This window comes from Gordonia sp. LUNF6, assembly GCF_047041125.1.
Classification (GTDB): domain Bacteria; phylum Actinomycetota; class Actinomycetes; order Mycobacteriales; family Mycobacteriaceae; genus Gordonia; species Gordonia sihwensis.
Genome location: NZ_CP178181.1, coordinates 2,185,949 through 2,211,379 on the forward strand (window position 1 = coordinate 2,185,949; position 25,431 = coordinate 2,211,379).

28 protein-coding genes are annotated in these 25,431 nt (G+C 68.1%); 14 read left to right on the forward strand and 14 right to left on the reverse strand.

Annotated features, from left to right (window positions below; all coding sequences use genetic code 11):
- Nucleotides 1-7 precede the first annotated feature (7 nt).
- Together ACK8HH_RS10225 and ACK8HH_RS10230 are read right to left on the reverse strand one after the other, a co-directional pair.
- Nucleotides 8-805, reverse strand: coding sequence for an ABC transporter ATP-binding protein (locus ACK8HH_RS10225; protein ID WP_045539443.1), 798 nt, complete (start codon nt 803-805; stop codon nt 8-10).
- Nucleotides 802-1,473 carry a FadR/GntR family transcriptional regulator gene (locus tag ACK8HH_RS10230; protein ID WP_006895097.1) on the reverse strand — a complete coding sequence of 224 codons (672 nt, stop codon included), beginning with the start codon at nt 1,471-1,473 and terminating at the stop codon, nt 802-804. Before ACK8HH_RS10230 ends, ACK8HH_RS10225 begins: the two co-directional genes overlap by 4 nt.
- A gap of 285 nt (nt 1,474-1,758) precedes the next feature.
- On the opposite strand from ACK8HH_RS10230, the gene ACK8HH_RS10235 reads away from it, so the two are divergent.
- A complete protein-coding gene (locus ACK8HH_RS10235; RefSeq protein ID WP_412475160.1) occupies nt 1,759-3,303 on the forward strand; it encodes a 2-isopropylmalate synthase in 1,545 nt (514 codons plus the stop codon).
- Nucleotides 3,304-3,314: 11 nt separating this feature from the next.
- On the opposite strand, the gene ACK8HH_RS10240 is transcribed toward ACK8HH_RS10235, so the two are convergent.
- Nucleotides 3,315-3,830, reverse strand: a complete 516-nt coding sequence (locus tag ACK8HH_RS10240) for a MarR family winged helix-turn-helix transcriptional regulator (RefSeq protein WP_082084014.1) — start codon at nt 3,828-3,830, stop codon at nt 3,315-3,317.
- A gap of 55 nt (nt 3,831-3,885) precedes the next feature.
- Here ACK8HH_RS10240 and ACK8HH_RS10245 point away from each other — a divergent pair, with 55 nt between their 5' ends.
- Nucleotides 3,886-5,388: an MFS transporter gene (locus ACK8HH_RS10245; protein WP_375004002.1), complete on the forward strand. Its 1,503-nt coding sequence runs from the start codon at nt 3,886-3,888 to the stop codon at nt 5,386-5,388.
- A gap of 40 nt (nt 5,389-5,428) precedes the next feature.
- Here the strand turns inward: ACK8HH_RS10245 and ACK8HH_RS10250 are convergent, their stop codons facing one another.
- The 3 genes from ACK8HH_RS10250 to ACK8HH_RS10260 form a co-directional block, all read right to left on the reverse strand.
- Nucleotides 5,429-6,424: a glutathione S-transferase family protein gene (locus ACK8HH_RS10250; protein ID WP_006895103.1), complete on the reverse strand. Its 996-nt coding sequence runs from the start codon at nt 6,422-6,424 to the stop codon at nt 5,429-5,431.
- A gap of 26 nt (nt 6,425-6,450) precedes the next feature.
- Nucleotides 6,451-7,185, reverse strand: a complete 735-nt coding sequence (locus ACK8HH_RS10255) for a hypothetical protein (protein ID WP_006895104.1) — start codon at nt 7,183-7,185, stop codon at nt 6,451-6,453.
- A gap of 80 nt (nt 7,186-7,265) precedes the next feature.
- A complete protein-coding gene (locus ACK8HH_RS10260; protein ID WP_006895105.1) occupies nt 7,266-7,772 on the reverse strand; it encodes a M15 family metallopeptidase in 507 nt (168 codons plus the stop codon).
- Between the two features lie 127 nt (nt 7,773-7,899).
- Here ACK8HH_RS10260 and ACK8HH_RS10265 point away from each other — a divergent pair, with 127 nt between their 5' ends.
- Complete coding sequence (locus ACK8HH_RS10265) at nt 7,900-8,433, forward strand: hypothetical protein (RefSeq protein WP_222111443.1); 534 nt, start codon at nt 7,900-7,902, stop codon at nt 8,431-8,433.
- Between the two features lie 2 nt (nt 8,434-8,435).
- Here the strand turns inward: ACK8HH_RS10265 and ACK8HH_RS10270 are convergent, their stop codons facing one another.
- A complete protein-coding gene (locus ACK8HH_RS10270) occupies nt 8,436-9,566 on the reverse strand; it encodes an alkaline phosphatase family protein (RefSeq protein WP_412475161.1) in 1,131 nt (376 codons plus the stop codon).
- Nucleotides 9,567-9,610: 44 nt separating this feature from the next.
- On the opposite strand from ACK8HH_RS10270, the gene ACK8HH_RS10275 reads away from it, so the two are divergent.
- Nucleotides 9,611-10,384: a uracil-DNA glycosylase gene (locus tag ACK8HH_RS10275; RefSeq protein ID WP_260868744.1), complete on the forward strand. Its 774-nt coding sequence runs from the start codon at nt 9,611-9,613 to the stop codon at nt 10,382-10,384.
- Nucleotides 10,381-10,692, forward strand: coding sequence for a hypothetical protein (locus ACK8HH_RS10280; protein ID WP_039866854.1), 312 nt, complete (start codon nt 10,381-10,383; stop codon nt 10,690-10,692). Before ACK8HH_RS10275 ends, ACK8HH_RS10280 begins: the two co-directional genes overlap by 4 nt.
- A 3-nt stretch (nt 10,693-10,695) precedes the next feature.
- On the opposite strand, the gene ACK8HH_RS10285 is transcribed toward ACK8HH_RS10280, so the two are convergent.
- A complete protein-coding gene (locus tag ACK8HH_RS10285) occupies nt 10,696-12,228 on the reverse strand; it encodes an ATP-dependent DNA ligase (RefSeq protein WP_412475730.1) in 1,533 nt (510 codons plus the stop codon).
- A 177-nt stretch (nt 12,229-12,405) separates the two neighbouring features.
- On the opposite strand from ACK8HH_RS10285, the gene ACK8HH_RS10290 reads away from it, so the two are divergent.
- The 3 genes from ACK8HH_RS10290 to ACK8HH_RS10300 are packed head-to-tail and all read left to right on the forward strand — an operon-like array spanning nt 12,406 to nt 15,069.
- On the forward strand, nt 12,406-12,831 hold the full coding sequence (locus ACK8HH_RS10290; protein WP_045538894.1) for an NUDIX hydrolase: 426 nt from the start codon (nt 12,406-12,408) through the stop codon (nt 12,829-12,831).
- A 25-nt stretch (nt 12,832-12,856) separates the two neighbouring features.
- On the forward strand, nt 12,857-14,320 hold the full coding sequence (locus ACK8HH_RS10295; RefSeq protein ID WP_222111445.1) for an ABC transporter permease subunit: 1,464 nt from the start codon (nt 12,857-12,859) through the stop codon (nt 14,318-14,320).
- Nucleotides 14,317-15,069 carry an amino acid ABC transporter ATP-binding protein gene (locus ACK8HH_RS10300; RefSeq protein WP_006895113.1) on the forward strand — a complete coding sequence of 251 codons (753 nt, stop codon included), beginning with the start codon at nt 14,317-14,319 and terminating at the stop codon, nt 15,067-15,069. Before ACK8HH_RS10295 ends, ACK8HH_RS10300 begins: the two co-directional genes overlap by 4 nt.
- A 12-nt stretch (nt 15,070-15,081) precedes the next feature.
- Here ACK8HH_RS10300 and fdhD read toward each other — a convergent pair whose 3' ends face one another.
- Nucleotides 15,082-15,918 (reverse strand): formate dehydrogenase accessory sulfurtransferase FdhD, encoded by an 837-nt coding sequence (fdhD, locus tag ACK8HH_RS10305; protein WP_278123836.1) that lies wholly within the window; start codon nt 15,916-15,918, stop codon nt 15,082-15,084.
- A 43-nt stretch (nt 15,919-15,961) separates the two neighbouring features.
- On the opposite strand from fdhD, the gene ACK8HH_RS10310 reads away from it, so the two are divergent.
- Nucleotides 15,962-16,819, forward strand: a complete 858-nt coding sequence (locus ACK8HH_RS10310; protein ID WP_412475162.1) for an EamA family transporter — start codon at nt 15,962-15,964, stop codon at nt 16,817-16,819.
- Between the two features lie 5 nt (nt 16,820-16,824).
- Here ACK8HH_RS10310 and ACK8HH_RS10315 read toward each other — a convergent pair whose 3' ends face one another.
- Nucleotides 16,825-17,262 (reverse strand): hypothetical protein, encoded by a 438-nt coding sequence (locus tag ACK8HH_RS10315; protein ID WP_412475163.1) that lies wholly within the window; start codon nt 17,260-17,262, stop codon nt 16,825-16,827.
- Between the two features lie 179 nt (nt 17,263-17,441).
- Here ACK8HH_RS10315 and ACK8HH_RS10320 point away from each other — a divergent pair, with 179 nt between their 5' ends.
- Nucleotides 17,442-18,035: a hypothetical protein gene (locus ACK8HH_RS10320; RefSeq protein ID WP_039866858.1), complete on the forward strand. Its 594-nt coding sequence runs from the start codon at nt 17,442-17,444 to the stop codon at nt 18,033-18,035.
- 19 nt (nt 18,036-18,054) lie between these two features.
- On the opposite strand, the gene ACK8HH_RS10325 is transcribed toward ACK8HH_RS10320, so the two are convergent.
- Entirely contained in the window at nt 18,055-19,965 is a 1,911-nt protein-coding gene (locus ACK8HH_RS10325) for a potassium transporter Kup (RefSeq protein ID WP_412475164.1), read from the reverse strand.
- 209 nt (nt 19,966-20,174) lie between these two features.
- Here ACK8HH_RS10325 and ACK8HH_RS10330 point away from each other — a divergent pair, with 209 nt between their 5' ends.
- From ACK8HH_RS10330 to ACK8HH_RS10340, 3 genes are all read left to right on the forward strand, one after another.
- Nucleotides 20,175-21,209 carry an NAD-dependent epimerase/dehydratase family protein gene (locus ACK8HH_RS10330; protein WP_412475165.1) on the forward strand — a complete coding sequence of 345 codons (1,035 nt, stop codon included), beginning with the start codon at nt 20,175-20,177 and terminating at the stop codon, nt 21,207-21,209.
- Nucleotides 21,210-21,601: 392 nt separating this feature from the next.
- Nucleotides 21,602-22,204 (forward strand): recombinase family protein, encoded by a 603-nt coding sequence (locus ACK8HH_RS10335; protein ID WP_412475166.1) that lies wholly within the window; start codon nt 21,602-21,604, stop codon nt 22,202-22,204.
- The gene (locus ACK8HH_RS10340) at nt 22,201-22,500 is read left to right on the forward strand and encodes a hypothetical protein (protein ID WP_045538890.1); all 300 of its coding nucleotides are present in this window, start codon (nt 22,201-22,203) and stop codon (nt 22,498-22,500) included. The genes ACK8HH_RS10335 and ACK8HH_RS10340 overlap by 4 nt, the downstream gene beginning before the upstream one ends.
- Nucleotides 22,501-22,516: 16 nt before the next feature.
- On the opposite strand, the gene ACK8HH_RS10345 is transcribed toward ACK8HH_RS10340, so the two are convergent.
- The 3 genes from ACK8HH_RS10345 to ACK8HH_RS10355 form a co-directional block, all read right to left on the reverse strand.
- Nucleotides 22,517-22,963, reverse strand: coding sequence for a nitroreductase/quinone reductase family protein (locus ACK8HH_RS10345; protein WP_412475167.1), 447 nt, complete (start codon nt 22,961-22,963; stop codon nt 22,517-22,519).
- A 74-nt stretch (nt 22,964-23,037) separates the two neighbouring features.
- Complete coding sequence (locus tag ACK8HH_RS10350) at nt 23,038-23,880, reverse strand: 3-hydroxyacyl-CoA dehydrogenase family protein (RefSeq protein WP_062367720.1); 843 nt, start codon at nt 23,878-23,880, stop codon at nt 23,038-23,040.
- Nucleotides 23,881-23,972: 92 nt separating this feature from the next.
- On the reverse strand, nt 23,973-24,857 hold the full coding sequence (locus ACK8HH_RS10355) for an AMP-binding protein (RefSeq protein WP_082781320.1): 885 nt from the start codon (nt 24,855-24,857) through the stop codon (nt 23,973-23,975).
- Here ACK8HH_RS10355 and ACK8HH_RS10360 point away from each other — a divergent pair.
- On the forward strand, nt 24,850-25,410 hold the full coding sequence (locus tag ACK8HH_RS10360) for a phage major capsid protein (RefSeq protein WP_231875744.1): 561 nt from the start codon (nt 24,850-24,852) through the stop codon (nt 25,408-25,410). The two genes, ACK8HH_RS10355 and ACK8HH_RS10360, sit on opposite strands and share 8 nt — an antisense overlap.
- Nucleotides 25,411-25,431: the final 21 nt, after the last annotated feature.

Here is a 25,431-nt window from a genome sequence, read left to right on the forward strand (position 1 = left end):
TGCTCGTTCAGCGTTCCCTCACGGCCCGGGCGCTCCACCGACCCTGGGCGTGGTCGACGGCGATCCGATGGTCGAAGGCCCGGCTGATGACCTCCGACGTGACCGTCTGAGCCGCCGTTCCGGAGGCCACCACCGCGCCGTCGCGGATCACGAGTGCGTGGCTGGTGGTCTCGGGCAGCTCCTCCAGGTGGTGGGTGACCAGCACGGAGGCCACCTCGGGCTCGGACACCGCGAGTGCGTCGACGGTTTCGAGGAGTTGTTCCCTGGCGGCGACGTCGAGGCCGGTGGTCGGCTCGTCGAGCAGCAGGAGTTCGGGATCGCTGATCAGTGCGCGCGCGATCAGCGCCCGTCCCCGTTCGCCCTGCGACAGGGTGAGCCAATCGGAGTCGGCACGCGCGCTCATTCCGACGTCGTCGATGAGGGCTGCGGCCCTGGCCCGGTCCTGCGCGGAGGGCACCCATCGCATCGGCAGATCGATGGTTCCGGTGACGCCGGTGAGGACGACCTCGGTCACGGTGAGTCCGGTCTGCAGCCGATGACGCGGGTTCACGTGGCCGATGTGGCGGCGCAGTTCGGCGGTGTCGACGCGACCGAGGCGCTTACCCAAGACGTCGACGGTGCCCGTCGTCGGGTGCGTCTGAGCAGCGCAGAACCCGACGATGGTGGTCTTGCCCGCTCCGTTCGGGCCGAGCAGCGCCCAGTGCTCTCCCGCATGCACGGTGAAGTCGATGCCGTGCAGGATCTGCCGGCCGTTGCGGCGGAAGGTGACGGCGTCGAGCCGCAGAACCTGTTGTGCGCGTGTCACGCGAGTGCCTCCTTGAGTCCGTCCAGATGGGTGCGTGCCGCGGTTGCGGCGTCGGCAGGTCGCCTCGCCGCCACGGCGTCGACGATGTCGGCGTGGGCGCGATGGTCGATGTCGGTGTCGAACTCTCGACGGATCCGCAGCAAGTCGACCATCGCGACGCGCACCCGCGGGGTCATCGCGTCGAACAGTTCGGTCAACACCGGGTTCCCGGCGGCGGAGACCACCGCCCGATGGAAGTCGATATCGGCCGCGACGCGGTCCTCGATTCCGCTCCGGCTCTGTTCGCGCTTCTCGAGCGCCGCACGCATGGCGCGCAGCTGCGCCGGAGTGCGGCGCCGTGCCGCCAGCGCGGCGGCTTCGGTCTCGATCGCGGTGCGCGCCTCCAGCACTGCGACGACGTCCGCCCTGCGAAGGACGTCGTCCCAGTTCTCCGGCACGTCGACTGCGGCGACGAAGACGCCGGCGCCCTGGCGTGACGAGAGGACGCCGCGCCCTGCCAGCTGGCGCACCGCCTCCCGCACGGTGGATCGGCCGACCCCCAGCTGGACCGCCAGCGTGCTCTCGCCGGGAAGCTTCTGGCCCAGTGTCCACTCCCCGGCGCGAATGCGCTCGAGCAGTACCTCGGCGGCCTGATCGGCCAGCGGCGTTCGCCGCACCTGTGCGGGCATGACCACTCACTCCTCTACTTGTCTGATGAGTTGTGTTAGATTCTAGCGCCATGCAGAACCTCGCTTCCCTCCGACTCATCAGCCACGGAGAGTCCTGATCCGCAGACCGGCGACTCCCCGTGGGCCCCGACGCCGGTCTGCACCCGACTTCTGCGAAAGCGAGATCCCATGTTCACCGAATCCGAATCCCCCGCGTCCCGGCCCGACGCCTTCGGCTCCATCAGCACCCCTGCCGGGCCGATACCCGACCAGTCACCCTCATGGAACCGCCAGCGGCGATCCCAGATGCCCTCGCACCGGTACCGCGACGTGTACCGTCGCGTCGAGGTTCCGCTGACGACGCGCCGGTGGCCCGAGGCTCGCCTCACGTCCGCGCCGCTGTGGGTTCCGGTAGACCTGCGCGACGGCAACCAGGCACTGCCGGAACCCATGAACCCGGCACGCAAGCGCCAGCTGTTCGAATTGCTCGTCGCCATGGGCTACAAGGAGATCGAAGTCGGCTATCCCTCGGCGTCGGCCACCGACTTCGATTTCGTCCGGCAGATCGCGGAGACCGATCTGGCCCCCGACGACGTGACGGTGGTCGTCTTCACTCCGGCGCGACGGGATCTGATCGAGCGGACCGTGGAGTCCATCCGCGGGATCGACAATCCCGTGGTGGTGCACATGTACACCGCCACGGCACCCGTCTGGCGCGACATCGTGTTGAGACAGTCGCGGTCGGAGCTGCTCGAGACCGTTCTGGGCGGCGGCCGGGACGTGTTGGAATTCGCCGGCGACCTGCCGAACGTCCGTTTCGAGTTCTCCCCCGAGGTCTTCAACCTCACCGAGCCGGATTTCGCGCTCGACGTCTGCAACGCGATGACGCGGCTGTGGGACGCCGCTCCTGATCGTCCGGTGATCCTGAATCTGCCTGCGACCGTGGAGATCGCGACGCCGAACGTCTACGCCGACCAGATCGAGTACATGCACCTGAACCTCGAGCGTCGGGAATCGGTGATCCTGTCGGTGCACCCGCACAACGACCGCGGCACCGGAATCGCGTGCGCGGAACTGGCGGTGCTGGCCGGCGCCGAACGCGTCGAGGGATGCCTGTTCGGCAACGGCGAACGGACCGGCAACGTCGACATCGCCACCTTGGCCCTCAATCTCCACGCACAGGGCGTCGACCCGATGATCGACTTCTCGGACATCGACGAGATCCGCCGAGTCGTCGAGGAGGCCAACCAGATCGAGATCCATGCACGCCACCCGTACGTCGGCGACCTGGTGTACACGGCATTCAGCGGCACTCATCAAGACGCCATCGCCAAGGGATTCGCCGACCACCGACGCCGGTCCGCCCATGCCGGTCACGCCGAATCGGAGATGCCGTGGGACGTGCCCTATCTGCCGGTCGACCCGGCCGACCTGGGCCGCACGTACGATGAGGTGATCCGGGTCAACTCGCAATCCGGCAAGGGCGGTATCGCGTATCTGCTGGCAGCCGAGTTCGGCGTCGAGTTGCCACGCCGCCTTCAGATCGACTTCGCACGCGTCGTGCAACGGCACACGGACACCGAGGGCCGCGAAGTCGACGCGGAGACGCTCTGGACGCTGTTCTGCGCGGAGTACATGCCCGCAGACGGCGCCGCGGACAGCACCTCAGCGCGCGCGGACGCCATCGAACCTCTGAGCCGTCACCGGAGCGCGATCACGGCGCCGGAACGCGGACGCTTCCTGACCGTTCTGGAGTGGCGGCGCGGGGACGACTGCGGCTGGTCGGCAGGCATCGGGGCGTCGGAGGACGAGGCCGATCGGGCGGCGTCGGCCGCCGCCCGCAGGCACTGAGCGGCCCTGCGTCAGTCCGCGTCGACACCCTGGCGCTCGAACGCGTCGTTGAACGCCCGCAGCTGAGCGAGCAGAATCGCGGGATCGCCGGGAGCGAGATCGGCGAAGACGCGATTGAGCCGATCGGCACGTCGTCTACCGTCGTGTTCGAGCGCCTCCATCCCCGCCGCGGTGGGCCGGTGCATCCGACTGACCTGCCCGTCGACGGGGAAGCGCTCGACGTATCCGCGCTTGATCGCCGCGTTGACCTGCCGGTTCACCGTCGACTGCTCCAGCGCGAGATCGTGGCTCAGTTCACGCAGAGTCCGCGCGCGGCCGTCCGACAGCAGCCAGAGGATATGAAACGCGGATGCGTCCAGAATCGCCTTCGGGTCGACCTCGTCACGTCTGCGACGCAACCGCAGGAGTTCTTCGACCACGTCCCGATGCACCTGGGACGGCCAGGTGGGCTCGCCTCCGTCTACCGTTCTCACCTCGTTCTCGACTGGACCGCACACAGCCCCGAGTTTGGGGTGTGCACGACGCATATGTACCTTACATAGGTTGTTCTCGCATGCTCCGCACTGAAACGAAGGCCTCTGAATGTCCTCCCCCTCCGGTACGGCGGATCCGACCGCCGACGATGTGAACCCCGCGCCCGCGCCGGCCGACGCCCCTGCCGCCGCAGCGTCGGACGAAACCGCAGGCGACCGCGGTGCACTCGGTATCGTCATCACCCTCTGTCTGGGCGGTCTGGTCGCATCCCTGATGCAGACGCTGATCATCCCGGTTCAGCCCGAACTACCGCAACTGCTGCACACGTCCATCTCGAACGCGTCGTGGGTGATCACCGCCACGCTGCTCGGCGGCGCCGTGGCTATGCCGATCGCGGGGCGCCTCGGCGACATGTACGGCAAGCAGCGCGTGATTCTCGCCAGCGCGCTGCTACTCGTCGTCGGCTCGCTGATCTGCGCCATCGGCGGCACACTCGTTCCGATGCTGATCGGACGCGCCGTCCAAGGCATGTCGATGGGCTTCATCCCGGTCGGCATCAGCCTGATGCGGGAGGTGACGCCGCCGCGTCTGACCTCGATGGCGGTGGCCGCGATGAGCGCCACGCTCGGCGTCGGCGGCGCCATCGGACTTCCGGTGTCGGCCTGGGTCGCGCAGACCTGGGACTGGCGGGCGCTGTTCTGGGCTTCGGCGGGACTGGCATTGCTGATCACCGTCCTGGTCGTAGTCATCGTGCCGAACGTCGCCGACAGTGCCGGTGGACGACTGGACGTAGTCGGCGCAGTCGGAATGGCGGCCGGTCTGTGCAGCGTCCTCATCGCCGTCTCGAAGGGTAAGGACTGGGGCTGGGCGTCCGGCGCCACCCTCGGCTTCCTCGCCGCCGGCGTGGTCGTGCTCCTGGCGTGGGCGATGTTCGAGTTGCGGCACAGTGATCCGTTGGTCGATCTGCGCACGACCGCCAAGCCGACGGTGCTGCTGACGAATCTGGCGGCGATCGCCATCGGATTCGGCATGATGGCGCAGGCGATCGTGGTTCCGACGATGCTCGAGGTGCCGGATTCGGTCGGCGGCTTCGGGCAGACCATCTTGCAGACCGGTCTGTGGATGGCTCCGGGCGGCATCATGATGATGCTCTTCGCCCCGATCTCCGGCATGCTCATCAACCGTCTCGGCCCGAAGCTCACGCTCGCGATCGGCGGCGCGGTCCTCTGTGTCGGCTACCTCACCGCGTACTTCCTGATGAACGCTCCCTGGCAGCTCGCCGTGGCTTCGGTGATCGGCTCGGCCGGCGTGGGCATCGGCTACGCGGCGATGCCCACGCTCATCATGGGCGCGGTGCCGATCACCGAGGCCGGGGCGGCGGTGGGACTCAACGGCCTGATGAGGTCGGTCGGCACCACCCTGTCGTCGGCGGTGATGGCGGTGGTTCTGGCTGCGTCGACCATCGATCTCGGTGGCGGTCACCAGGTTCCGACGCACTCCGCCTTCCGCTGGTGCTTCCTCATCGGGGCGGCCGCGGCCTTCGTCGGTGTGCTCATCACGCTGGCGATTCCGCGCGCCCGGGCGCGCTCAGCGGAGCTGGCGGTGGCCTGAGGGATTGGCGTTCACCCCTCGACGACACCGCCCGTCCCGTTCAACCGAGCGGGGCGGGCGGTGTTCCGTCTCCGAAGGGTCGGCCACCGAGCGCCTCCCTGCCGTGCGGTTCGGCCCAGTTCGACAGATCCGGACCCTTCGGCACGATCCCGGAGGGGTTGATGTCGCGATGCACCTGGTAGTAGTGCCGTTTGATGTGGTCGAAGTTCGTGCAGTCACCGAAGCCGGGAGTCTGATAGAGATCGCGCGCGTATGCCCAGAGCACCGGCATCTCGGAGAGCTTCTCGCGATTGCACTTGAAGTGGCCGTGATACACCGGGTCGAACCGCGCGAGCGTCGTGAACAGTCGCACATCCGCCTCGGTGATGGTGTCTCCGACCAGGTATCGCTGGGTGCGCAGCCGTTCGGTGAGCCAGTCGAGCCGGGAGAAGAGTTGGTCGTAGGCGTCGTCGTAGGCTTCCTGTGAGCCGGCGAAGCCGCACCGGTACACGCCGTTGTTCACGTCACGGTAGACCACCGCGTTCACCTCGTCGATCTCGCGGCGAAGGTCCTCGGGGTACAGCCGGGGCGCCCCGTCCCGGTGGAAGTCGACCCACTCGGTCTCGAAGTCGAGAGTGATCTGCGGGAAGTCGTTGGTGACCACCGCTCCGCTCGGGACATCGACGACTGCCGGGACGGTGATGCCCTTCTCATAGCCGGGGATCCGCCGGAAGTACGCGTCCTGCAGCCGCGGTATGCCCAGCACCGGATCCACCCCGCCCGGATCGAGGTCGAAGGTCCACGACCGCCAGTCGTGCGTCGGACCGCACACACCCATTGAAATCGCGTCTTCGAGACCGAGCAGCCGGCGCACGATGATCGACCGGTTCGCCCACGGACAGGCGTATGAGACGACGAGCCGGTAGCGCCCGGCCTCCACCGGGTAGCCGTCGGCGCCGTCGCGCGTGATCCGGGTCTCGATGTACCTGGTGTCTCGTTCGTACGGCTGATCTGCCTTGACGTACTTCTCGTGATCTCCCGGGCGGTTCTCAGTCATCTATCCAGCATGGCACCGAACAGGCGTCACATGCTTTCGAACGCGCGACCGAGTTCGGCGTCGACGTCGATGAACCGGGCCTTGCGGATAGCCGGCTTGTCGATCTCGGTCTCCACGAACTTCGCGATGACCCTGCGGATCTCGTCGTCCACCTGAGCCAGATTGCGAATGATCTCGCCCCGGACGTTCCGCGAGCTGACGTCGACGAACACGTCGCGCGGTCGCGGTGGGTCCACCTCTATCCGCACCTGCAGCGGCGCCGCGCACCGGACCGTCAGCGGCAGTGTCACCAGACCGTCGACGTCGTACCGGATGCGGTCGACCTTGAGATCCACCGTCAACGCGATGTGCAGCGGCAGCTTGACCGTGAAGGTGATCAGCTGCCCGAGATCACGGACGATCTCCGGTTCGGCGACGCGCACCATCGCCCGCACTTTCACCACTCCTGCCGGTCCCGACCCGATCGGGCCGACCTCGAACTCCTCGCCCGCGATCGAGGTGAACGCGCTGCCGATCCGTTCCTCGGTGACGGCGAGCTCGAAGAACCGTCGACCGAACTCCTCGTACGACAGGTATGCGGGCTCGACGTCCGCCGCGGACCCATCGTCGGTCCCGCCGGCGCCGAGCGCGGCCTCCATCGACTCGACGGCTTCGACGACATCGGCCGCGTCGGCATCGACGACGCGATCGTCCAGTTCGCCCGCCTCGGACGGTTCAGGGACGGCGTTCTCGTGGTCTGGGTTCTCCGACACGGCATTCATCCTTCCCTATTGGGCCAGAGGTTCGTAGCCGCAACCGTCCACGTGTGCACGCACATGGCACGGCGGCCGACGAGACCAGGTCAGCGGCTCGCTGCGTCGGGGAGCCTGGGCGGGCACGCCGTTCCGGGCAGCGCCGCCAGTTCGAAGTGCCACCACTCGTTGTCGTACACCCGGCACAGGCCCCAGCGGATGCCGTTGGCCTGCAGCCAACGCGCGCCCGACCGCGGTCCCACATCGACGGCCTCGCCCGTGACGTGGGTCGACTCATCGGGCGGCAGTACCCAGCGGCGGGCGGCGGCGGGACTGCCGTAGTCGGCGATGCCCTGCCGCCACAGTGCCGCCTGCTCCGCGCGCGAGCGCTTTCCGGACGTCACCGACAGCGCCACCCCGGAGGCACGCGCCTCACGGTGCGCGAGCGTGTAGGCGATCGCCAACTGCGGCGTGAGTCCGGCGGTGCCGGGGGCCAACGACACGCCGAGGAAGTTCGCCCGGGCCGTCGCCGGATCGGCATGGGCGGCCGGCGCGACCGCCGCGGATGCGGCGATCGCCAGGGCCGCCGCAGCAGCGGTCACTCGCACTCGGATCACGGGGTCGAACCTACTACGGACCCGGTCGGCATGCGAGACGTCGACCTCCGACGGACCGGCCGACACGCCGATCAGCGTGCGTATCGGGGTACTTGCCCTCGAACCCGGCAGCTGCGACGGTTGACCGATGACAGGTTCGCCGCGCCAGGCCCGTGATCGTCGTTCCTTCACTCGCCGCCCCGTCAGCGGACGCCGCCGTGTCGCCGCGGTCACCGCCGTCCTGGCGGTCGGCGCGGCGGCAGCCGTCCATCCGGCCGAGGCGTCGGCGGCGCCCGCCGCCGCCTCGGCCCTCACACCGCACAGCGTCGCCAGTGCTCCGTACGGCGCGCTGTTCTCGATGGGTGTCCCGGTGTACGAGCGCGTGAGGTTCATCCGCGAGCCGGGGGCGCACAGCCGGACGATGATCATGCAGCGGTTGCATCGTCCCACCGAAGGCAAGCGCGGCAGCGCCCGCTACGCCTTCCTCGGCGACCGGCTTCCCGAATCATTCCTGGTGAGCGAGGACTGGAGTCGAAACGGAACGCCTCAGGGCTTGGTGGTCCCGATGACCCGCAAGTCGCGCGGACGACCGCCCACCCCGAAGTATCAGTCGATCACCACCGTCACCGGACCGGTCGGCGAGCTCCGCGCGATCGGCTGGTCGCACCGCTACTCCGACTGATCTCACCGATTCGAGATCAGCGGCACCAGTTGTTCATCGTCGGTCCAGGCACCGTGATGACCGGCCATCGTCGACTCCATGGGCTCGGCGGTGGGACAGACGAGGACGCTCGTTCCTCGCGCCACCGCCAGAACGTCACCGATCCGGGACTCGATCGTCGGCACCGGAGGCGTGGGACCGAACCAGTGTTCGTCGAGCGCCTGCTCGCGGGTGACGATGCGGGCGTGCTCGCCGAGCGCCCCGGTCCATCGATCGGCCACGTCATGCACGGCGTCCGGATGGTCGGAGTAGACGTGCCGCACTCGGGCTTCGCCGGAGACCAGGCGGACATCGCGGCGCAGTTCGGGATCCGCCTCGAGGTCGACGGCCGCCCCCGCGCGAATCATGCCGTGATCGCCGGTGATCAGCAGGGTGCACGTCGGGGGCAGGTCGTCGATCAGCTGTGCGACCATTGCGTCGACCGCGCCGAGCACGGCGCGCCACTGCGCCGACTCCGGCCCGGCGACGTGCCCGTGCATGTCGAGGTCCGGGAAGTAGGCGTAGGCGAATCGGCGCCCGCGATCGGTGTGCCGGGCGAAATCGAGGAGTCCGTCGCGCACGGAGTCGAGATCTGACGCCGGGTGGAGTCGTCCGGCCGTTCGGAACGCCGCCCGCGTCAACCCCGAACGCATCTGATAGCCCGGCACCACGTAGTGGACCTCGACACCGCTCCGAGCCAGCCGCTGCACCGAACTCTCCACGGGCTGAACGTCTTCCGGCACATGTGTGGTTCTCGCATCCGGCCCTTCGGCGCTGCCGGTCCGCCAGCGCAGCGCGTTGAAGTTCTCCGGTCCGGCGGCGGAGGGCAGCGCGAAACTGTATCCGATGATCCCGTGTGTGGCACAGGGTGCTCCGATCGCCAGACTCGAGATGCTCGAGGCCGTCGTCGCGGGGAACCCGGCTGCCAACGTGGTCCGCAGGTGCGCCGTCAGAGTCGGTGCCACGTCGCCGTGCCGCCGCAGGAGTTCGGCTCCCAGTCCGTCGATCAGGAGGACGGCGATGTCACGAGCCGGGGCCACCTCGAGCCCCTCGGTCTCGGCGCCGTCGAATGCGGCGGACACCGCGGGCAGGATGTCGGCGAGGGTATGACGCATGGCTCCCACTATGCCGGGCGCGGTTCCCGACTACGGTGGAGTCCATGGCGCCGCGCCCCGAATCCGCGCCCGATCGGGCGGCCAGTGCCCGCACGTTGACCGCGTTGGACGATCTGATCGCACAGTGCCGGGCCTGTCCGCGGCTCGTCGCCTGGCGCGAAGAGGTCGCCACCGTCAAACGCGCGGCCTTTCGCGACCAGACGTACTGGGGTCGCGCCGTTCCCGGTTTCGGACCGGACGACGCACGGATCCTCGTCGTCGGGCTGGCTCCGGCCGCGCACGGCGCCAATCGCACCGGCCGGATGTTCACCGGCGACCGCAGCGGCGATTTCCTGTTCGCCGCACTGCACGCCGTCGGACTCGCGTCGGCGCCGCATGCGGTATCCGCCGACGACGGCCTGCGGCTCATCGACACCCGGATCACGTCGCCCGTGCACTGCGCTCCGCCGGCCAACAAGCCGACGCCCGATGAACGTCGCCGGTGTGCGCCATTCCTGTCGCGGGAACTGGAACTGCTGGCACCGACCGTCCGGGTGGCGATCGCTCTCGGCGGATTCGGCTGGCAGGCGCTGCTGTCGTCCCTCTCCGAGGGCGGTTGGATCGTGCCGCGTCCACGGCCGCGGTTCGGGCACGGCGTCCGCGTGGTGATCGACCATCCGGACGGCCGGCGTCTCACCGTTCTCGGATGCTTCCACGTCAGCCAGCAGAACACCTTCACCGGGCGGCTGACGCCGGAGATGCTCGAAACCGTGTTGCTGGACGCGAAGGCCGCAGCCACGCCGCCGGGCTCGACGGCACCGATAACGTCGAGGACATGACCACCGATCCCGAACCCGTCGAACTGTGCTGTCAACTCTGGGCCCGGCCCGGCCTCGCCGCCGATCTGTCGGCTTATGAAGACGAGGTCCTCGCCCTGCTACCCGATCACGGCGGGGTGCTTCTCGCTCGCGCGCTCGGTTCCGGCACCGCCGACGTTCCCGACGAGACGCAGTTGATCGGTCTGCCCGATCAGGCGGCCCTGGAGGCCTACCTCGCAGATCCGCGCCGGACGAGCCGGAGCGCCGAGCGCGATCGTGTCGTCGAGCGCACCGTGCTGTTCCCGGTCCGAGTCGTGACGCCGCACTGACGGTCACCGCATCGCGTCGGACGCCCTCGAATCGAGCAGATCGCGCAGCGCGTCGATCGTGTCCGCCTCGGCGGCGGGCTTGGCGTCGGCCCCGACGCGATAGCGTTTCACCCGCGCGAACCGCAAGGCGACCCCGCCCGGATAGCGCGATGACCGCTGCACGCCGTCGATCGCGATCTCCACCACCGTCTCCGGCCGCAGCGCGGTGACATGGCCCGCAGTGTCGACGGCGATCGTCGGAAAGTGCGCGGTCTGCCATCGCAGCAGCTCGTCCGTGAGTCCCTTGAAGGTCTTACCCACCATGACGAATCCACCGGGCGGACCGAATCGCCCCGCCGGATCCCGCGCGCCCAGATGCAGGTTCGACAGCATCCCCCGCCGCCGTCCCGATCCCTGTTCGACGGCGAGCACGACCAGATCGAAGGTGTGCACGGGCTTCACTTTGATCCAGTGACTGCCACGGCGCCCGGCCGCGTACGTCGAGTCGAGCGACTTGACCACGACCCCCTCGTCGCCGGTGCCGACCGCCGCGGCGAAGAAGTCTTCGGCGAGGTGGCAGGCGGAGGGACCGGTCACCTCGATCCCGCGGATCATCCGCTCCCCGACGATCTCGGCCAGCACCCGCCGCCGACGCCGCAGCGGTGAGTCGATCAGGCTCTCGCCGCCGGCGTAGAGCACATCGAAGAACCACGCCGACAATGCGGTGCCGCCGCCGGAGCCGAAGCGACTCATCGTCTCCTGAAACGGCCGCGCCGCACCCGAGGGATCGAGAGCGAGTGTCTCGCCGTCCAGGACGAGGTCGCCGCCGGGGAACCCGGACACCAGTTCGGCGAGTTCGGGGACCCGGGAGGTGACGTCGGCCAGACTGCGCGTGTAGACGGTGACCGCGCCGCCGACGCGATGCACCTGGATCCGGGCGCCGTCGAGTTTCGCCTCTACGGAGGCCTCCCCCGTTTCGGCGACCGCGGCCGACGCGGACTCGGCCGTGGAGGCGAGCATCGGCGAGACCGGGACTCCCGGCGTGAGGCCGACTGCGGTGAGGTCGGATCCCGCACACGCCTGACGGACAGTGGTACCGAGGTCCCCGGAGAGCATCGCCGCCCGGCGCACCACTGCGGTCGGCAGACCGGACGCGATCGCGGCCGCATCGGTGACCACGCTCTCGAGCGCACCCGTCCGCATCTCGGCGGTGAGCACCCGGATCAGATAGTCCTGTTCGTCGGCGGTCGCACGCGACATCAGGGCGTGCAGTGCCTCCGCCCGGGTGCGCACCGCACCGGGACCGCGTGTGTTCGCCAGCGTCGTGAACGCCGCGTCCACATCGCTCACGGTGAGCGACGGGGTCGCCGCCGGTTCGGTGCGAGCGGCATGAGCGGCACGCCGGCCGACTCCGAGCCGGCCTTGACGCGGGCGGCCCAGCAACAGTCCGACGGACGCTGGAATCTCATCGGCCGACAGCGCTCGGAGAAGATCGGCGATCCGCTGTGTCTTGGCGTTGCGAGACCTCGTGGCGGTCACGTCCACGGCCGTCTGCACGACGGCGTCGAGTCCTGTGCGTTGCTGTCGCCGTGCGGTCACTCCACCGAGGATAGTGGGGCGCGCCCGCCCGCGGAGGTGTCGCGCACCGTCAGAACAACGGACCGGCGTTGCGACGAGCAACCCGCTGTGACGCGGAGACATCCGCACGACCACGCGGAGATCTACGGTGTGAGGATGGATCCAGTGCTGGCCGCGGGCGCGGTCATCGTCGACGACGGCGGACGAATACTGATGGTCAAACGCGGTCACGCACCGGAGAAGGGACGTTGGTCGGTACCGGGCGGACATGTCGAGGCCGGCGAGACCCTCGCCGAGGCTGCCGCACGTGAGGTCCGGGAGGAGACCGGCCTCGAGGCGGTGATCGGCAGGGAACTCTGGTGCGCGATCATCGATTACAGCGACGCGGAGACCTTCGAGATCCACGACTTCGCCGCGACGGTGATCGGCGGCGAGCTGCGCGCGGGCGACGACGCCGAGGACGCACGATGGATGACCGCTGACGAACTCGAACGTGCACCGCTCGTCGGCCGGCTCCGCGCGCATCTGCGTGCCGCCGGAATCCCACCCTCGGACCAGGTGGCGCCAAAGGGTCCCATCTGATCGGCCGGCGGGGTTTACTCCCCCTATGAGCCTCCGACCGCGAGCCCCGGCGCTGCTACTGGCAGTGCTGATCGCGGCAGTGGCAGTGGTGGGCGGATGCGGCGGTCCCGACGGTGGGCGTAGCGGCGAAGGCGTGCTCCGAGTGGGAACCGAGGGCACCTATGCGCCGTTCAGCTTCCACGACCCCGCGACCGGTCGACTCTCCGGCTACGACGTCGACGTGGCCGAGACCGTCGCGCATCAGATGGGCATGCGGGCCGAGTTCGTGGAGGCTCCCTGGGACTCGCTGTTCGCAGCACTCGGCGCGGATCGATTCGACGTGGTCGCCAATCAGGTCACGATCACTCCGGAGCGGCGAGCCGAGTACGCGTTGTCCAGCCCGTACGCCGTCGGCGAAGGGGTGGTCGTGACACGGGCGGACGACTCGTCGATCCGGTCGTTGAACGATCTGAGGGGCCGCACCGTCGCCCAGACGGCGACGAGCAACTGGACTCAAGTCGCTCGCGACGCGGGTGCACAGGTGCAGACCGTCGAGGGTTTCACCCAGGCGATCACACTGCTTCGGCAGGGCCGGGTCGACGCGACGGTCAACGACAGCATCGCCGTGTACGCGTATTTCGCCGAGACCGGCGACTCGTCGGTCACGATCTCGGCCAAGACCGGGCAGACGAGCGACCAGGCCTTCGCCGCCGCCAAGGGCAGTCCGCTGATACCGAAGATCGACCACGCGCTCGACCGTCTGCGGGCCGACGGCACGCTCACGGCGATCTCAGAGAAGTACCTCAAAGCCGATGCCAGCGGCAGCGGCCCGCGGGCACAGCCGCCGGAGAGCACCTGGGAGTTGATCGGGAGAAACCTCTGGCCGATGGCGGAAGCCACGCTCACCACCACCATCCCGCTCGCGGCGGTGAGCTTCGTGATCGGCCTGGCGATCGCGCTCGTCGTGGCACTCGCCCGGCTCGCGGAGAACCCGATTCTCTCGCGACTCGCGCGGATCTACGTCTCGATCATCCGGGGCACCCCGCTGTTGGTCCAGCTGTTCATCATCTTCTACGCGCTGCCCGAGCTCGGATTCAAAGTGCCGCCGCTGCCTGCCGCCGCGATCGCTTTCTCGCTCAACGTCGGCGGGTACGCCGCCGAGATCATCCGCAGCGCGATCATGTCGGTTCCCAAGGGCCAGCGCGAGGCCGCCGCGACCATCGGCATGAACTACGCGACCACGATGCGCCGCATCGTGCTCCCGCAAGCGGCGCGGATCGCGGTTCCCGGTCTGTCGAACACGCTCATCTCACTGGTGAAGGACACCTCACTCGCCTCCACGATCCTGGTGACGGAGCTCCTGCGCGTCGCGCAGATAGCCGCCGCGCCCACCTTCGAGTTCTTCGCCCTGTACATGACCGCCGCGGTCTACTACTGGATCGTGTGCCTCGTGCTGTCGATGCTGCAGGGCGTCCTCGAGACCCGTCTCGGAAGGTTCATCCCGACATGACCGCACTCATCCAGGTCGATGGTCTGACGAAGGCCTTCGGTGACAACGAAGTGCTGCGCGGCATCGAGTTCAGCGTCGACTCCGGGTCGGTCACCGCGGTGATCGGCCCCTCCGGATCGGGCAAGACCACCCTTCTGCGGTCGCTCAATGCGCTCGACGTACCGGACACCGGTGTGATCCGGGTGGCCGACGTGACGATCGATTTCGCCGGCGACTACGCCAAGTCCGACATCGCCCGCTATCGGAGCCAGAGCGGATTCGTCTTTCAGAACCACAACCTGTTCCCCCACAAGACGGTCTTGGAGAACGTCATCGAGGGACCGGTGGTGGTGCAGCGACGGCCGGTGGCTGACGCGACCGCGGATGCGCAGCGGTTGCTCGACAGCGTCGGCCTGGGCGACCGCGCCGACGACTACCCGGCTCAACTGTCCGGCGGTCAGCAGCAGCGGGTGGGGATCGTGCGCGCCGTCGCGATGAATCCGAAGGTGCTGCTGCTCGACGAGCCGACGTCGGCACTCGACCCGGAACTGGTCGGCGAGGTCCTGCGGGTGATCCGCGACCTCGCGGCACAGAACTGGACCATGGTCGTGGTCACGCATGAGATCTCGTTCGCCCGCCAGGTGTCCGACCAAGTGTTGTTCGTCGACGGCGGCGTGATCGTGGAACGCGGCGCACCGGAGCAGGTCATCGGCGCTCCCGAGCACGAGCGGACAGCTGCCTTTCTGCGTCGTCTCACCGACCCGATCTAGATCCGGCAGCGGTCAGGCCGGCGCCACCCGAGCGGCGCCGGTGTACACGTTCATCGAATCGCCGCGGAGAAAGCCGATGAGCGTGAGTCCCGACCGCTCGGCGAGTTCGGCGGCCAGCGAGGACGGCGCCGACACCGCCGTGAGCATCGGGATGCCGGCCATCACCGCCTTCTGCACCAGTTCGAAGCTCGCCCGGCCCGACACCTGCAGAATGGTTCCGCGCAGCGGCAGCCGGTCGCGTGTCAGCGCCCACCCGATCACCTTGTCGACGGCGTTGTGCCTGCCGACGTCCTCTCGCAGGGTCAGCAACTCACCCGACTCGGCGTCGAACAGCGCCGCCGCGTGCAGTCCGCCGGTGCTGTCGAAGGCTCGCTGTCCGGCGCGCAGACGTTCCGGCAGTTCGACGAGCAGCGACGGTCGCACCGTCGTCTCGTCTCCGCGCAGGTCGAACGCCGACGAGGTCTCCACCGCGTCGATGCTCGTCTTGCCGCAGATTCCGCATGCGCTGGTGGTCAGGAAGTCGCGCGCGGTGGCCGGTCCGGGCGGCGGGGTGTCCGCGGAGAGTGCGATGTCGAGCACGTTGTACGTGTTCTCCGTGCCGCCGGTGCCCGGCCCGCCGCAGTGGATCGCGGCCCGGAACTGCTCGGCACGGGTGATGACCCCTTCGGAGACGAGGAATCCCGCCGCGAGTTCGACGTCGGTGCCCGGTGTCCGCATCGTCACCGCCAGCGGCAGTCCGCCGATCCGGATCTCGAGTGGTTCCTCCACCGCGAGTCGGTCGGGACGACGCCGCGGCTCGTGTCCGATCCGCACCTTCGTCACCGGCCATCGGGCGGTAATCCTTCCCACCTCCGCCAGGGTATCCGCTGGGCCGGCCGATAGAGTCCCCACCGTGCAGACCCGTCCCGATCCCCTGCCTCGTGTGCCGCCGAGCGCGCTGGTGGTCGCTGCGGTGTTCAGCGTCCAGTTCGGCAACGCGATCGTCGGTTCGCTGTTCGACCGGGTGGGACCGTTCGGCGCCGCCGCCCTGCGACTCGGGTGCGGCGCGCTGATCCTGGCCCTTCTCGTCCGGCCACGGGTGCTGAGCTGGCCGCGGCGCACGTGGCTCGGCGTGCTGCTGCTGGGTCTGGGCCTGGGCGGAATGAACCTGTTCATCTATCTGGCGATCGATCGCGTTCCGCTCGGCGTCGCGGTCACCGTCGAGCTGATGGGACCGTTGGCCGTCGCCGCCGCGGGCAGCCGGCGCCTGATCGACGCCCTGTGGGTCGCACTCGCCGCGCTCGGGATAGCGATGCTCGGCGTGCACGGCGGCGCTGCCTTCGATGTTCGGGGAGCAGGATTCGCGGCGATGGCCGCCCTCTGCTGGGCCGTCTACATCGTGGCCTCGGCCCGACTGGGAACCCGGGTGCACGGCGTCGACGGCCTGTCGGCGGCCATGCTGGTCGCGGCTGGGGTGATCGTCCCGATCGGACTGTTCCAAGCGGCGCCCGCGGTCGCCGACGACCCGGGCCTGCTCGCGGCGTTCGGCGGCGTGGCCGTGCTGACCTCAGTGATCCCCTACGCCCTGGAGTTCACCGCACTCAAACGGATGTCGACGCGTGTGTTCGGCGTGCTGTCGAGTCTGGGCCCCGCGGTGGCCGCTCTCGCCGGCTTCGTGGTTCTGGACCAGTCGCTGGACTCACGTCAGCTCGTCGCCATCGCACTCGTCGTCACGGCGAGCGCGGGCGTTGTCCTCACAGCCGCGCGGTGAGTGTCTCAGCGGGATGTGGTGACGGCCGAAGCGTCACGATTGAGCCGCAGCACCAGCGCGACGATCAGCGGCAGCTGACACGCTGCGTAGATGATGTGGAAGACGTAGTGCACGTTGGGATTCTGCGGCGCTGAGACTGCGTTGCTCTGCGGTATGAGGCCGATCAGTGATGCGACCACCAGGATCCACGCCCAGATCAAGAGCAGCCAGCTCGACGCGGCACGAGCTCGTGGAACGAAGCCCAGCAGTCCGAGACCGAGGTAGACCGCGGTCGGAAACATGTTGGTGACGCTGAGCAGAGGCGTGGCCGGCATGTCGACGCGGTCGTGAATGAGCACCCCCGCCAGCGCGACGGCGACGAATGCCAGGACGAGCACGTCGTCGCGCCTCGCGATGCGCCGATCCACCTGCGCCGACTTCGCTGTCCGCGTCCGCACCGCCACAAGAACCCACCTTCACTCCCTGCAGTGATGCCGATCCCTCGACCGCACTGGAGACTTCACCCCAGGACAAGGTAAGTGCATGAGAGCGGCAGAAATCTAGGGACCAAAGTAATCAGCCGGCGAGGAAATGTCGGGACATTCGGATTGCTCGACCGCTTTGCGCACTGTTCAATGTCCTCGTGTCATTTGAACGTACGACAAGAATCAGAATCGTCGCGATCATCGCAGCCGTCGGATCACTCCTCGGTTCGCCCGCCACCGCGTCGGCCGCGCCGGCGCGCACGTGCGTCGTCGATCCGGGGAACGCCACGCGAACGGTCACCTCCCTGATGGAACACTGCACCGCCGAGGAGATCCTCGGGTTGTTCGCCGATGCGCCGCTGGGCGTTCGTCCCCTCGGGAAGAAGAAGCTCTCCCTGCTCCCGGTGTTCCAGCTTCGGGGCCGGACACTGCCCCATGAGGCGGGGAAGACCCTCACTCGCACCCAGAGCGTCCTCGGGGACGCATTGACCTTCACCGAACGGGGCGGGCGCCCCTGGGTGTACAAGAACTACGTCTGGGGCACCGACGCCGGAGCCGAGGTGGTTCCCGCCGTCTCGCGCGTCGACGGTCGGCCGGTCTACGCCGCGGACTTCTCGGCTGATTTCCTCGGTGAGCCGGTCAGCCTCCATGAGTACCGTCAGCTCACGCCGGGTGTGTGGATCGCCCGCGACATCGGCGGCGGCAGCGGCCCCACCTCGACGCCGACGGGCGGGGTCATCGCGCTGAGCTGACCGGCCGAGGCCGCCTGCGTCACACCGGGATCCGTGCCCCCATCACGACGAGTTGCTCGCGCGGAAGCCGGAAGTAGTCACTCGCGTCCGACGACACGTGCGAACTCGCCAGAAACACTCGCTTGCGCCAGCCCGCCAGGCCCGGTTCGTCACTCAGACGCAACTCCACAGTCGACAGGAAGTACGTCACTGCCGCGGGGTCCACACCCACCGGAAGGTCACGTATCGCACCGAGAGTCGCCGGGATGTCCGGCGGCTCGGCATACCCGAAGCGGACGACGACGGCGCTGATCCCCTCGTCGTCGGCACCGAGGTCGATTCTGCGGACCCGCGCCGCAGGATCGACGCGGGGCGCGGTAGCGACCTCCACCGACACGAAGAGGACCTGCCGGTGCCGGACACGGTTGTGATCGACGTTCGCCCGGAACGCGAGCGGTGCGCTGGCCGGGTCGCGATTGAGGAAGACCGCCGTGCCGTCCACCACGTCGACCTCGCGCTCCCCCGACCGCAGCGATTGGAGGAACTCGTCGACGGGGCCCTCGAGCAGCGATCGACGAGCCGCTACCAGCAGGCGACCGCGCCGCCACGTCGTCATGATCGCGAAAGCCGCGAGAGCGATGACCAACGGCAGCCACGCCCCGTGGACGAACTTGGTGATGTTCGCCGCGAAGAACAGCAAGTCGACGGTCAACAGTGCGGCCGCGGCGGGCGCCAGCAGCCACCACGGGATCCGCCAACGGTGCCGTGCGACGACGAAGAACAGGATCGTGGTGATCGCGATGGTCCCGGTGACCGCCATGCCGTACGCGTAGGCGAGGGCGTCGGAACTGCGGAATGCGAACACCAGGGTGATCACCGAGACCATCAGGAACCAATTGAGCCACGGAACGTACACCTGCCCGTACTCGCGGTCGGAGGTGTGCACCAGGCGTAGACGAGGCATGTAGCCGAGACGAGCCGCCTGCGAGGCGACGGAGAACGCACCGGAGATCACCGCTTGCGCCGCGATCACCGTCGCCATCGTCGTCAGCATCACGAGCGGGATCTGCCCCCACTGCGGGCTCAGCAGGAAGAACGGCGCGCTCAGATTGCGGACGTCGTGAAGCACCAGGGCGCCCTGACCGAGGTAGCAGAGTGTCAGGGCCGGCGCGACGATCAGGATCCATGCGGTGGAGATGGGTCTGCGCCCGAAATGGCCCATGTCGGCGTAGAGCGCCTCGGCCCCGGTCACGGCGAGCACGATCGCGGCCAGCGCGAAGAACGCGACGTGGAAATGACCGGCGACGAAACCGACCGCGTAGGTCGGCGACAGTGCGCGCAGGATGCCGGGTTCGGCTGTGATTCCGTGTATTCCGAGCACCGAGATGACGACGAACCACGCCGCCATCACCGGCCCGAAGTAGCGACCCACGCCGCCGCTGCCGAACCGCTGGGCGAGGAACAGCACGAAGACGATCAATGCGGTCAGCGGGACCACCCAGGAATGCAGCTCCGGATCGACCACTTTGAGGCCCTCGACGGCCGACAGCACCGAGATCGCGGGGGTGATGATGCTGTCCCCGAGGAAGAGTGCGGCTCCGAGGATGCCGAGTGCGGAGAGCACGATGAACGTCCGCGGATCGATCTGTTCCACCCACCGTTTCAGGAGGGTCATCAAAGCGAGAATCCCGCCTTCGCCGTCGTTGTCCGCGCGCATGGCGAGCAGCACATACGTGAGGGTCACGATGATCATCACCGACCAGAAGATCAGCGAGACCACGCCGTAGACGTTGTCGGACGTCGGCGCGATCGGGTGCGGGTCCCTCGGGTCGAAGACCGTCTGAACGGTGTAGATCGGACTCGTCCCCAGGTCTCCGAACACCACGCCGAGTGCACCGACGACCATCGCCGCTCGCAGCGGTCGCACCGCGTGCACTGCCTGTTCAGACATTCCTCGGACAGTACCCCGGACCGCGCGCAGACGGGGCCGGTAACGGCACGTGCGAACCCCCGGCGCGGACGACAAATCCGCGACACCCTTGCGCGGCGGTGAGCGGGCCAGATAGCCTCGTGCGAATTAGAACGTGTTCTAGTCTGCTGGGACGGGGCACGCCAGATCACCGGGCACTGTGGTCTGTCACGTCGGGAATGAGGATGCACATGAAGGTCGCCGTCACCGGAGCTGCTGGATTCGTCGGAACCAACCTGGTCAACCAGCTCGTCGCCGACGGGCACGACGTCGTCGCCATCGACCGGGTGTCGCCGGCGCACGGCCTCGATCACCCGCAGGTGACCTGGACTGCCGCCGACATCTTCGACCACGACGCACTCGTCGCCGCGTTCGACGGCGTCGACACCGTGTATCACCTCGTCGCGATGATCACCCTCAAACAGCAGGACGAACTCGCCTGGCGAGTGAATACACAGGGCGTTGCATCCACCGCTCGAGCCGCGCTCGCCGCCGGTGTGCGACGCTTCGTCCACTGCAGCTCGATTCACTCCTTCGACCAGTACACCGACAACGGGATCGTCGATGAGAACTCCGCGCGCTCGGAGAATCCCGCGCTCCCGGTGTACGACCGATCGAAATGGGCGGGCGAGCAGGAACTGCGCAAGGTGATCGCGGACGGGCTCGACGCCGTGATCTGCAACCCGACCGGTGTGTACGGTCCCGTCGACCACGGACTCTCACGCATCAACGGCATGTTGCGCGACGCGGCGCAGGGCAGAGTCCCCCTGTTCGTCGAGGGCAACTTCGATCTCGTCGACGTCCGTGACGTGGCCAAGGGCCTCACCCTCGCCGCCGCGCACGGCGCCACCGGCGAGAACTACCTGCTCGGCGGTGAACAGGTCTGCCTCTTCGAGGCCATGCGCGCCGTCGCAGAGCTCTGCGGGCGATTCCGCCCGCTGTTCGCCGTACCGCTGCGTCTGCTGAACTTGGTGGTCCCCATCGCCGAACCGATCAGCCATCTGTTCGGCTCCGACCTCGTCTCGCGTGCGTCCATCGCGGCGCTGGTCGCCCAACCCGTCGTCGACATCAGCAAGGCACGGACACAGCTCGGCTACGAGCCGCGGCCGTCCGCGGACACTCTCGCCGACCTCGTCTCCTTCCTGTGCGACTCGAAGCAGATGGGTTCCGCGCGCCCCCGGTCGGGCCGCGCGTTCGAGTCGGTCCTCCCCACCCCGGTCGGCTGACCCCGCCCCAGCCCCTCCAAGAACTCCCGCGCTGCTCGTCTCGCCCCCACCCGGGCGAGGCGAGCAGCGTTTTCGCATCTCACCATTATGCGACAGTCGCAAAATTATTATTGCGACGAGGTCTGGTGAGCGAGCGATCCCGGCCGGGCTGATCTTCAGGCTTACTGCGAGCGACCCCGCGAGGCCCAATCTTCGCGCTCACTGAGCGAGCGCGACCCAGTCAGGCCTCATCTTCAAGCTTATTGAGCGAGCGCAGCGAGTCGAAATGAACCACCACCACCGCAGGAACGACCCCGCCCCCACTGCGCTCGCTCGACCAGCCTGAGCGGACCACTCGAATTCGGGAGTGTCGCAAAACCAAGACCCGCTACTTTTGCGATACATTATGAGACATGAGAGACGATGAGGCCGTCGGCGCCGGGTACCGACTCGGCTATGCACGAGCGCCCGGAGGGTCTCAGCGACTCGAGGCACAGATCGATACGCTCACCGATGCCGGCGTAGAACCGTCGCGGATCTACAGCGACAGGTCCGGCGCCGGCACCCCCTCCCCCGAGCGCCCCGGCTGGGCAGCGCTGCTCGACTACGCGAGGCCCGGAGACACCGCCGTCGTCGTCGGCGTCGACCGACTGGGCCGCACCGCACGCGAAGTGCTCTCGAGTGCGCGCGAACTCACTCGGCGGCGGATCGGACTGCAGTCGCTGCGCGAGGGAGTCGATACCGCGGACCCCGCCGGAGCGATGATCGTCGGCGTCCTGGCGTCCCTCGCCGAGCTCGACGACGAGGAGGCGACATCGGAACACCGTCGGTCTCCGCATCGGCGCTCCCACGCCGCTTCCGGCGTCGGCCGGCCCCGCGCGCTGGACGAGACCCAAGCCGCCGCCGCCGAGCGCATGCGTGCCGCCGGCCATCCCGTACCCGCGATAGCCGCCGAACTCGGAGTCAGCCGAGCCACCCTGTACCGAACCCTCGCTGAAAGACGAACCCGCCGATGACCGCTCACTCCGCCGACCCTCAGACGACCGCGCCGCTCAGCGGTCACGCCACCGTGACGCGTCTGCCGACGTCGTATCCGCTCGTCGATCCGGAACTCGACGCATGCCTCGATCCGGACCTCTTCCAGCAGGGGTTCGACGAGTCGCTCGCCTACCTGTCGAGCCTTCCGCAGACGTGGGCGCGGCACCACGCGGCGTCAGTTCTCGAGAACGGCACCGACCCCGACGACGACCTGAGCTATCAGCGCGGTTACCGCGCCGGCCTCTACGGATTCCTTCGCCACGGCACCACCTGACACCCTCGCGTCGGTCTTACCTGCCGCGCGGCGTGAGAATGACCACGGGGATGTCCCGATCGGTCTTGCGCTGGTAGCCCTCGTAGCCGGGGTTGATCTTCACGATCGACGGCCACAGCCGCGACTTCTCCTCGGCGCTCGCCCGTCGCGCGGTCCATGACGTCGTCGTACCGTCGACAGTCACCTCCACGTCGGGGTTCGCTGCGAGGTTCTTGTACCAGTCGGGGTGGTCGGAGTGTCCGCCCTTCGAGGCGACGACCACGATCTGATCGGCCGAATAGATCGGTGCCGTGAGCATCGTCGACCGGCGCTGCCCCGACTTCCTTCCGATCGTGTGAAGCTCAAGAGTCTGCATCCCCAGCATCCGTTTCGGGAAGCATCCGCCGGTGATCGCCAGGAGCGCGCGATGACCGTTCTCCAGAACCCAGGCACCGGCGGACGCGGTCGTGTCAGAGAGCTTCATGCGGCCCATTGTGCCGGAACGGCGCGGGCAGCGCCCTCGGCAGTCATGGATGACCGCTCAACCGACCGAACAGGTCACCATTCGTAGAATCCCTGCCCCGTCTTGCGGCCGAGATGCCCGGCTGCCACCTTGTCACGGAGTATCGCGGGCGGCTCGAACCTCGGTCCGATCTCCTTGGCGAGATGCTCGGCGATGGCGAGACGGACGTCGAGTCCGACGATGTCCGTGGTGCGCAAGGGTCCGGTGGGATGCTTGTAGCCGAGGGTCATCGCCGTGTCGATGTCCGCCGCGGAGGCGACACCTTCCTCCACCATCCGCATCGCCTCGAGTGCGATCGCCACTCCAAGCCGCGACGAAGCGAACCCCGGCGAGTCCGTGACGGTGATACCGGTCTTCCCGATGTCGCGCACCCACTGCTGAGCATCGGCGACCAGTGTCTCGGACGTCTTCGTGCCGACGACGATCTCGACGAGGTCGCTGGCCGGCACCGGGTTGAAGAAGTGCAGACCGATGAACTTCTCCGGTGAGGTGAGTGAATCGGCCAGACCGTCGATCGACAGCGAACTGGTGTTGGTCGCCACGACGGCGAGCGGAGCGGTCTTCTCTATGCGCGCCAGGACCTCCGCTTTGACCTCGACGATCTCCGGCACCGCCTCGATGACCAGTCCGCATTCGGCGAGGTTCTCAGCGCCGGTCGTGACGTCGGCTCGGCGAAGTGCGTCGTCGACAGAATTGGCGAGCACACCCCTCTCCGCCGCTTTGGTCAGACTCGAAGCGATCCGATCGCGAGCGCGGTCGGCGGCGGAGTCGTCCGCTTCGATCACCGTGACCGCGGTGCCGGAACGCAGGAAGGCGTGCGCGATCCCGGCTCCCATCCGTCCGCCTCCGTACACCCCGACCCTGGTGGGCAAGCTCATCTTCGTCTCCGTCTCTTGCATGGTCTGGTCCGGCCTGCGGGAATTCCGCAGCACCTCGATGTAGTCGTCGATACATGACATGGCGCGTCGATTCAGCCCGCGCCACCGACTCCGTCAGTCAGCGATTCCCGCAGTCGGAACTTCTGAATCTTGCCGCTGGGCGTGATCGGCAATTCACCGCGCGTGACAATACGTTCGGGGAGGTAATGCTTGGAGAGCCCTTGCGCGAGAAGGTATTCCGACAGCCCTGCGAGCGTGAGCGCGGGCCGGCCGTCCTTCATCACGAGCACCGCGCAGACACGTTCGCCGAGCCGTTCGTCGGGAATGCCGACGACGGCCGTGTTCAACACGTCGGGGTGGTCGAAGATCAACGACTCGATGTCGGTCACCGGGACGTTCTCGCCGCCCCGGATGACGATGTCCTTGCTCCGTCCCGACAGGGAGATCCAGCCGTGTTCGTCGATGCCGGCTCGGTCGCCGGTCGAGAACCACAGTCCCGGGCGATAGTCTCGCGATGTGGCATCGGGTCTGTCGAAGTAACCGTAGACCACACCTGGGCTCCGCATCAGGAGGTCGCCGACCACTCCGGTCGGGCACTCGTTGCCGTCGACATCGACCACGCGCATCTCCGAGCCCTCGAAGACCGACCCGTCGGTGCGCAGAATGGCGTCCGACTCCTTCGGCGTACACGAGACGAGGATGCTGCACTCGGTCATCCCCCAGGCGGGAGCCTCGTAGGCGCCGAGAGCCTCCGCGGCTTGGACCGGCAGATTCCGCGGTACCGACGATCCCGCGATCACCAGGCACGAGAGCGGGTTGTCCGCATCGCCTGCGAGATCGGTGCGCATCATGTCCTGCAGGAACGTGGGTGCGCCGAAGAAGGTGGTCACCCCTTCCTCCCGGATCACCTGCACGCCCCAGTCCGGGTCCCATCGGTCGACGTGCACGGCGGTACCGCCGAGAACGACGGTGAACACTCGGCCGGCGCCACGAGCTCGCCGCCGGTCTTGTACAGTTCTCGTCTACGGCCTGGACAAGGCCCTGGAGGTCGAGGTGATCGGCGGAGACGGCACCGGCGCCCACCTGACCGGACTCCTCAACACCAGCGGCGTGCAGATCCAGGCGTTCGCCACCAACGCCCTGACGTCCATCCGTAAGGCCATCACGGCCCAGGAAACCCTCGGCTACGAGCCGAGCGTCCTGTTCATCTCCCCGGCCGATTGGGAGGCCGTGGAACTCCTGGCCACCTCGGACGACGCCATCGCATTCCGAGTCGTCCCGATTGACCTCATGGAACGTGAGCTGTGGGGACTCCGCGCGGTCCTGACCACCGCGCTCCCGGCAAAGACAGCCGTGGTCCTGGACCCGTCGGCAGTGAGCGTGGACGTCGTGGGCGCGGCCGTCGATATCGAGTGGGACACCTCGGGCGAACTGTTCGAGCGCAACCAGACCCGCGTCCGTGTCGAGGGCCGGTTCGGCGTGAGCGTCTACCGCCCCGAGGCCATCGTCAAGGTCGGCACCGCCGCCTGACAATGACCCTCTGACTCCGAG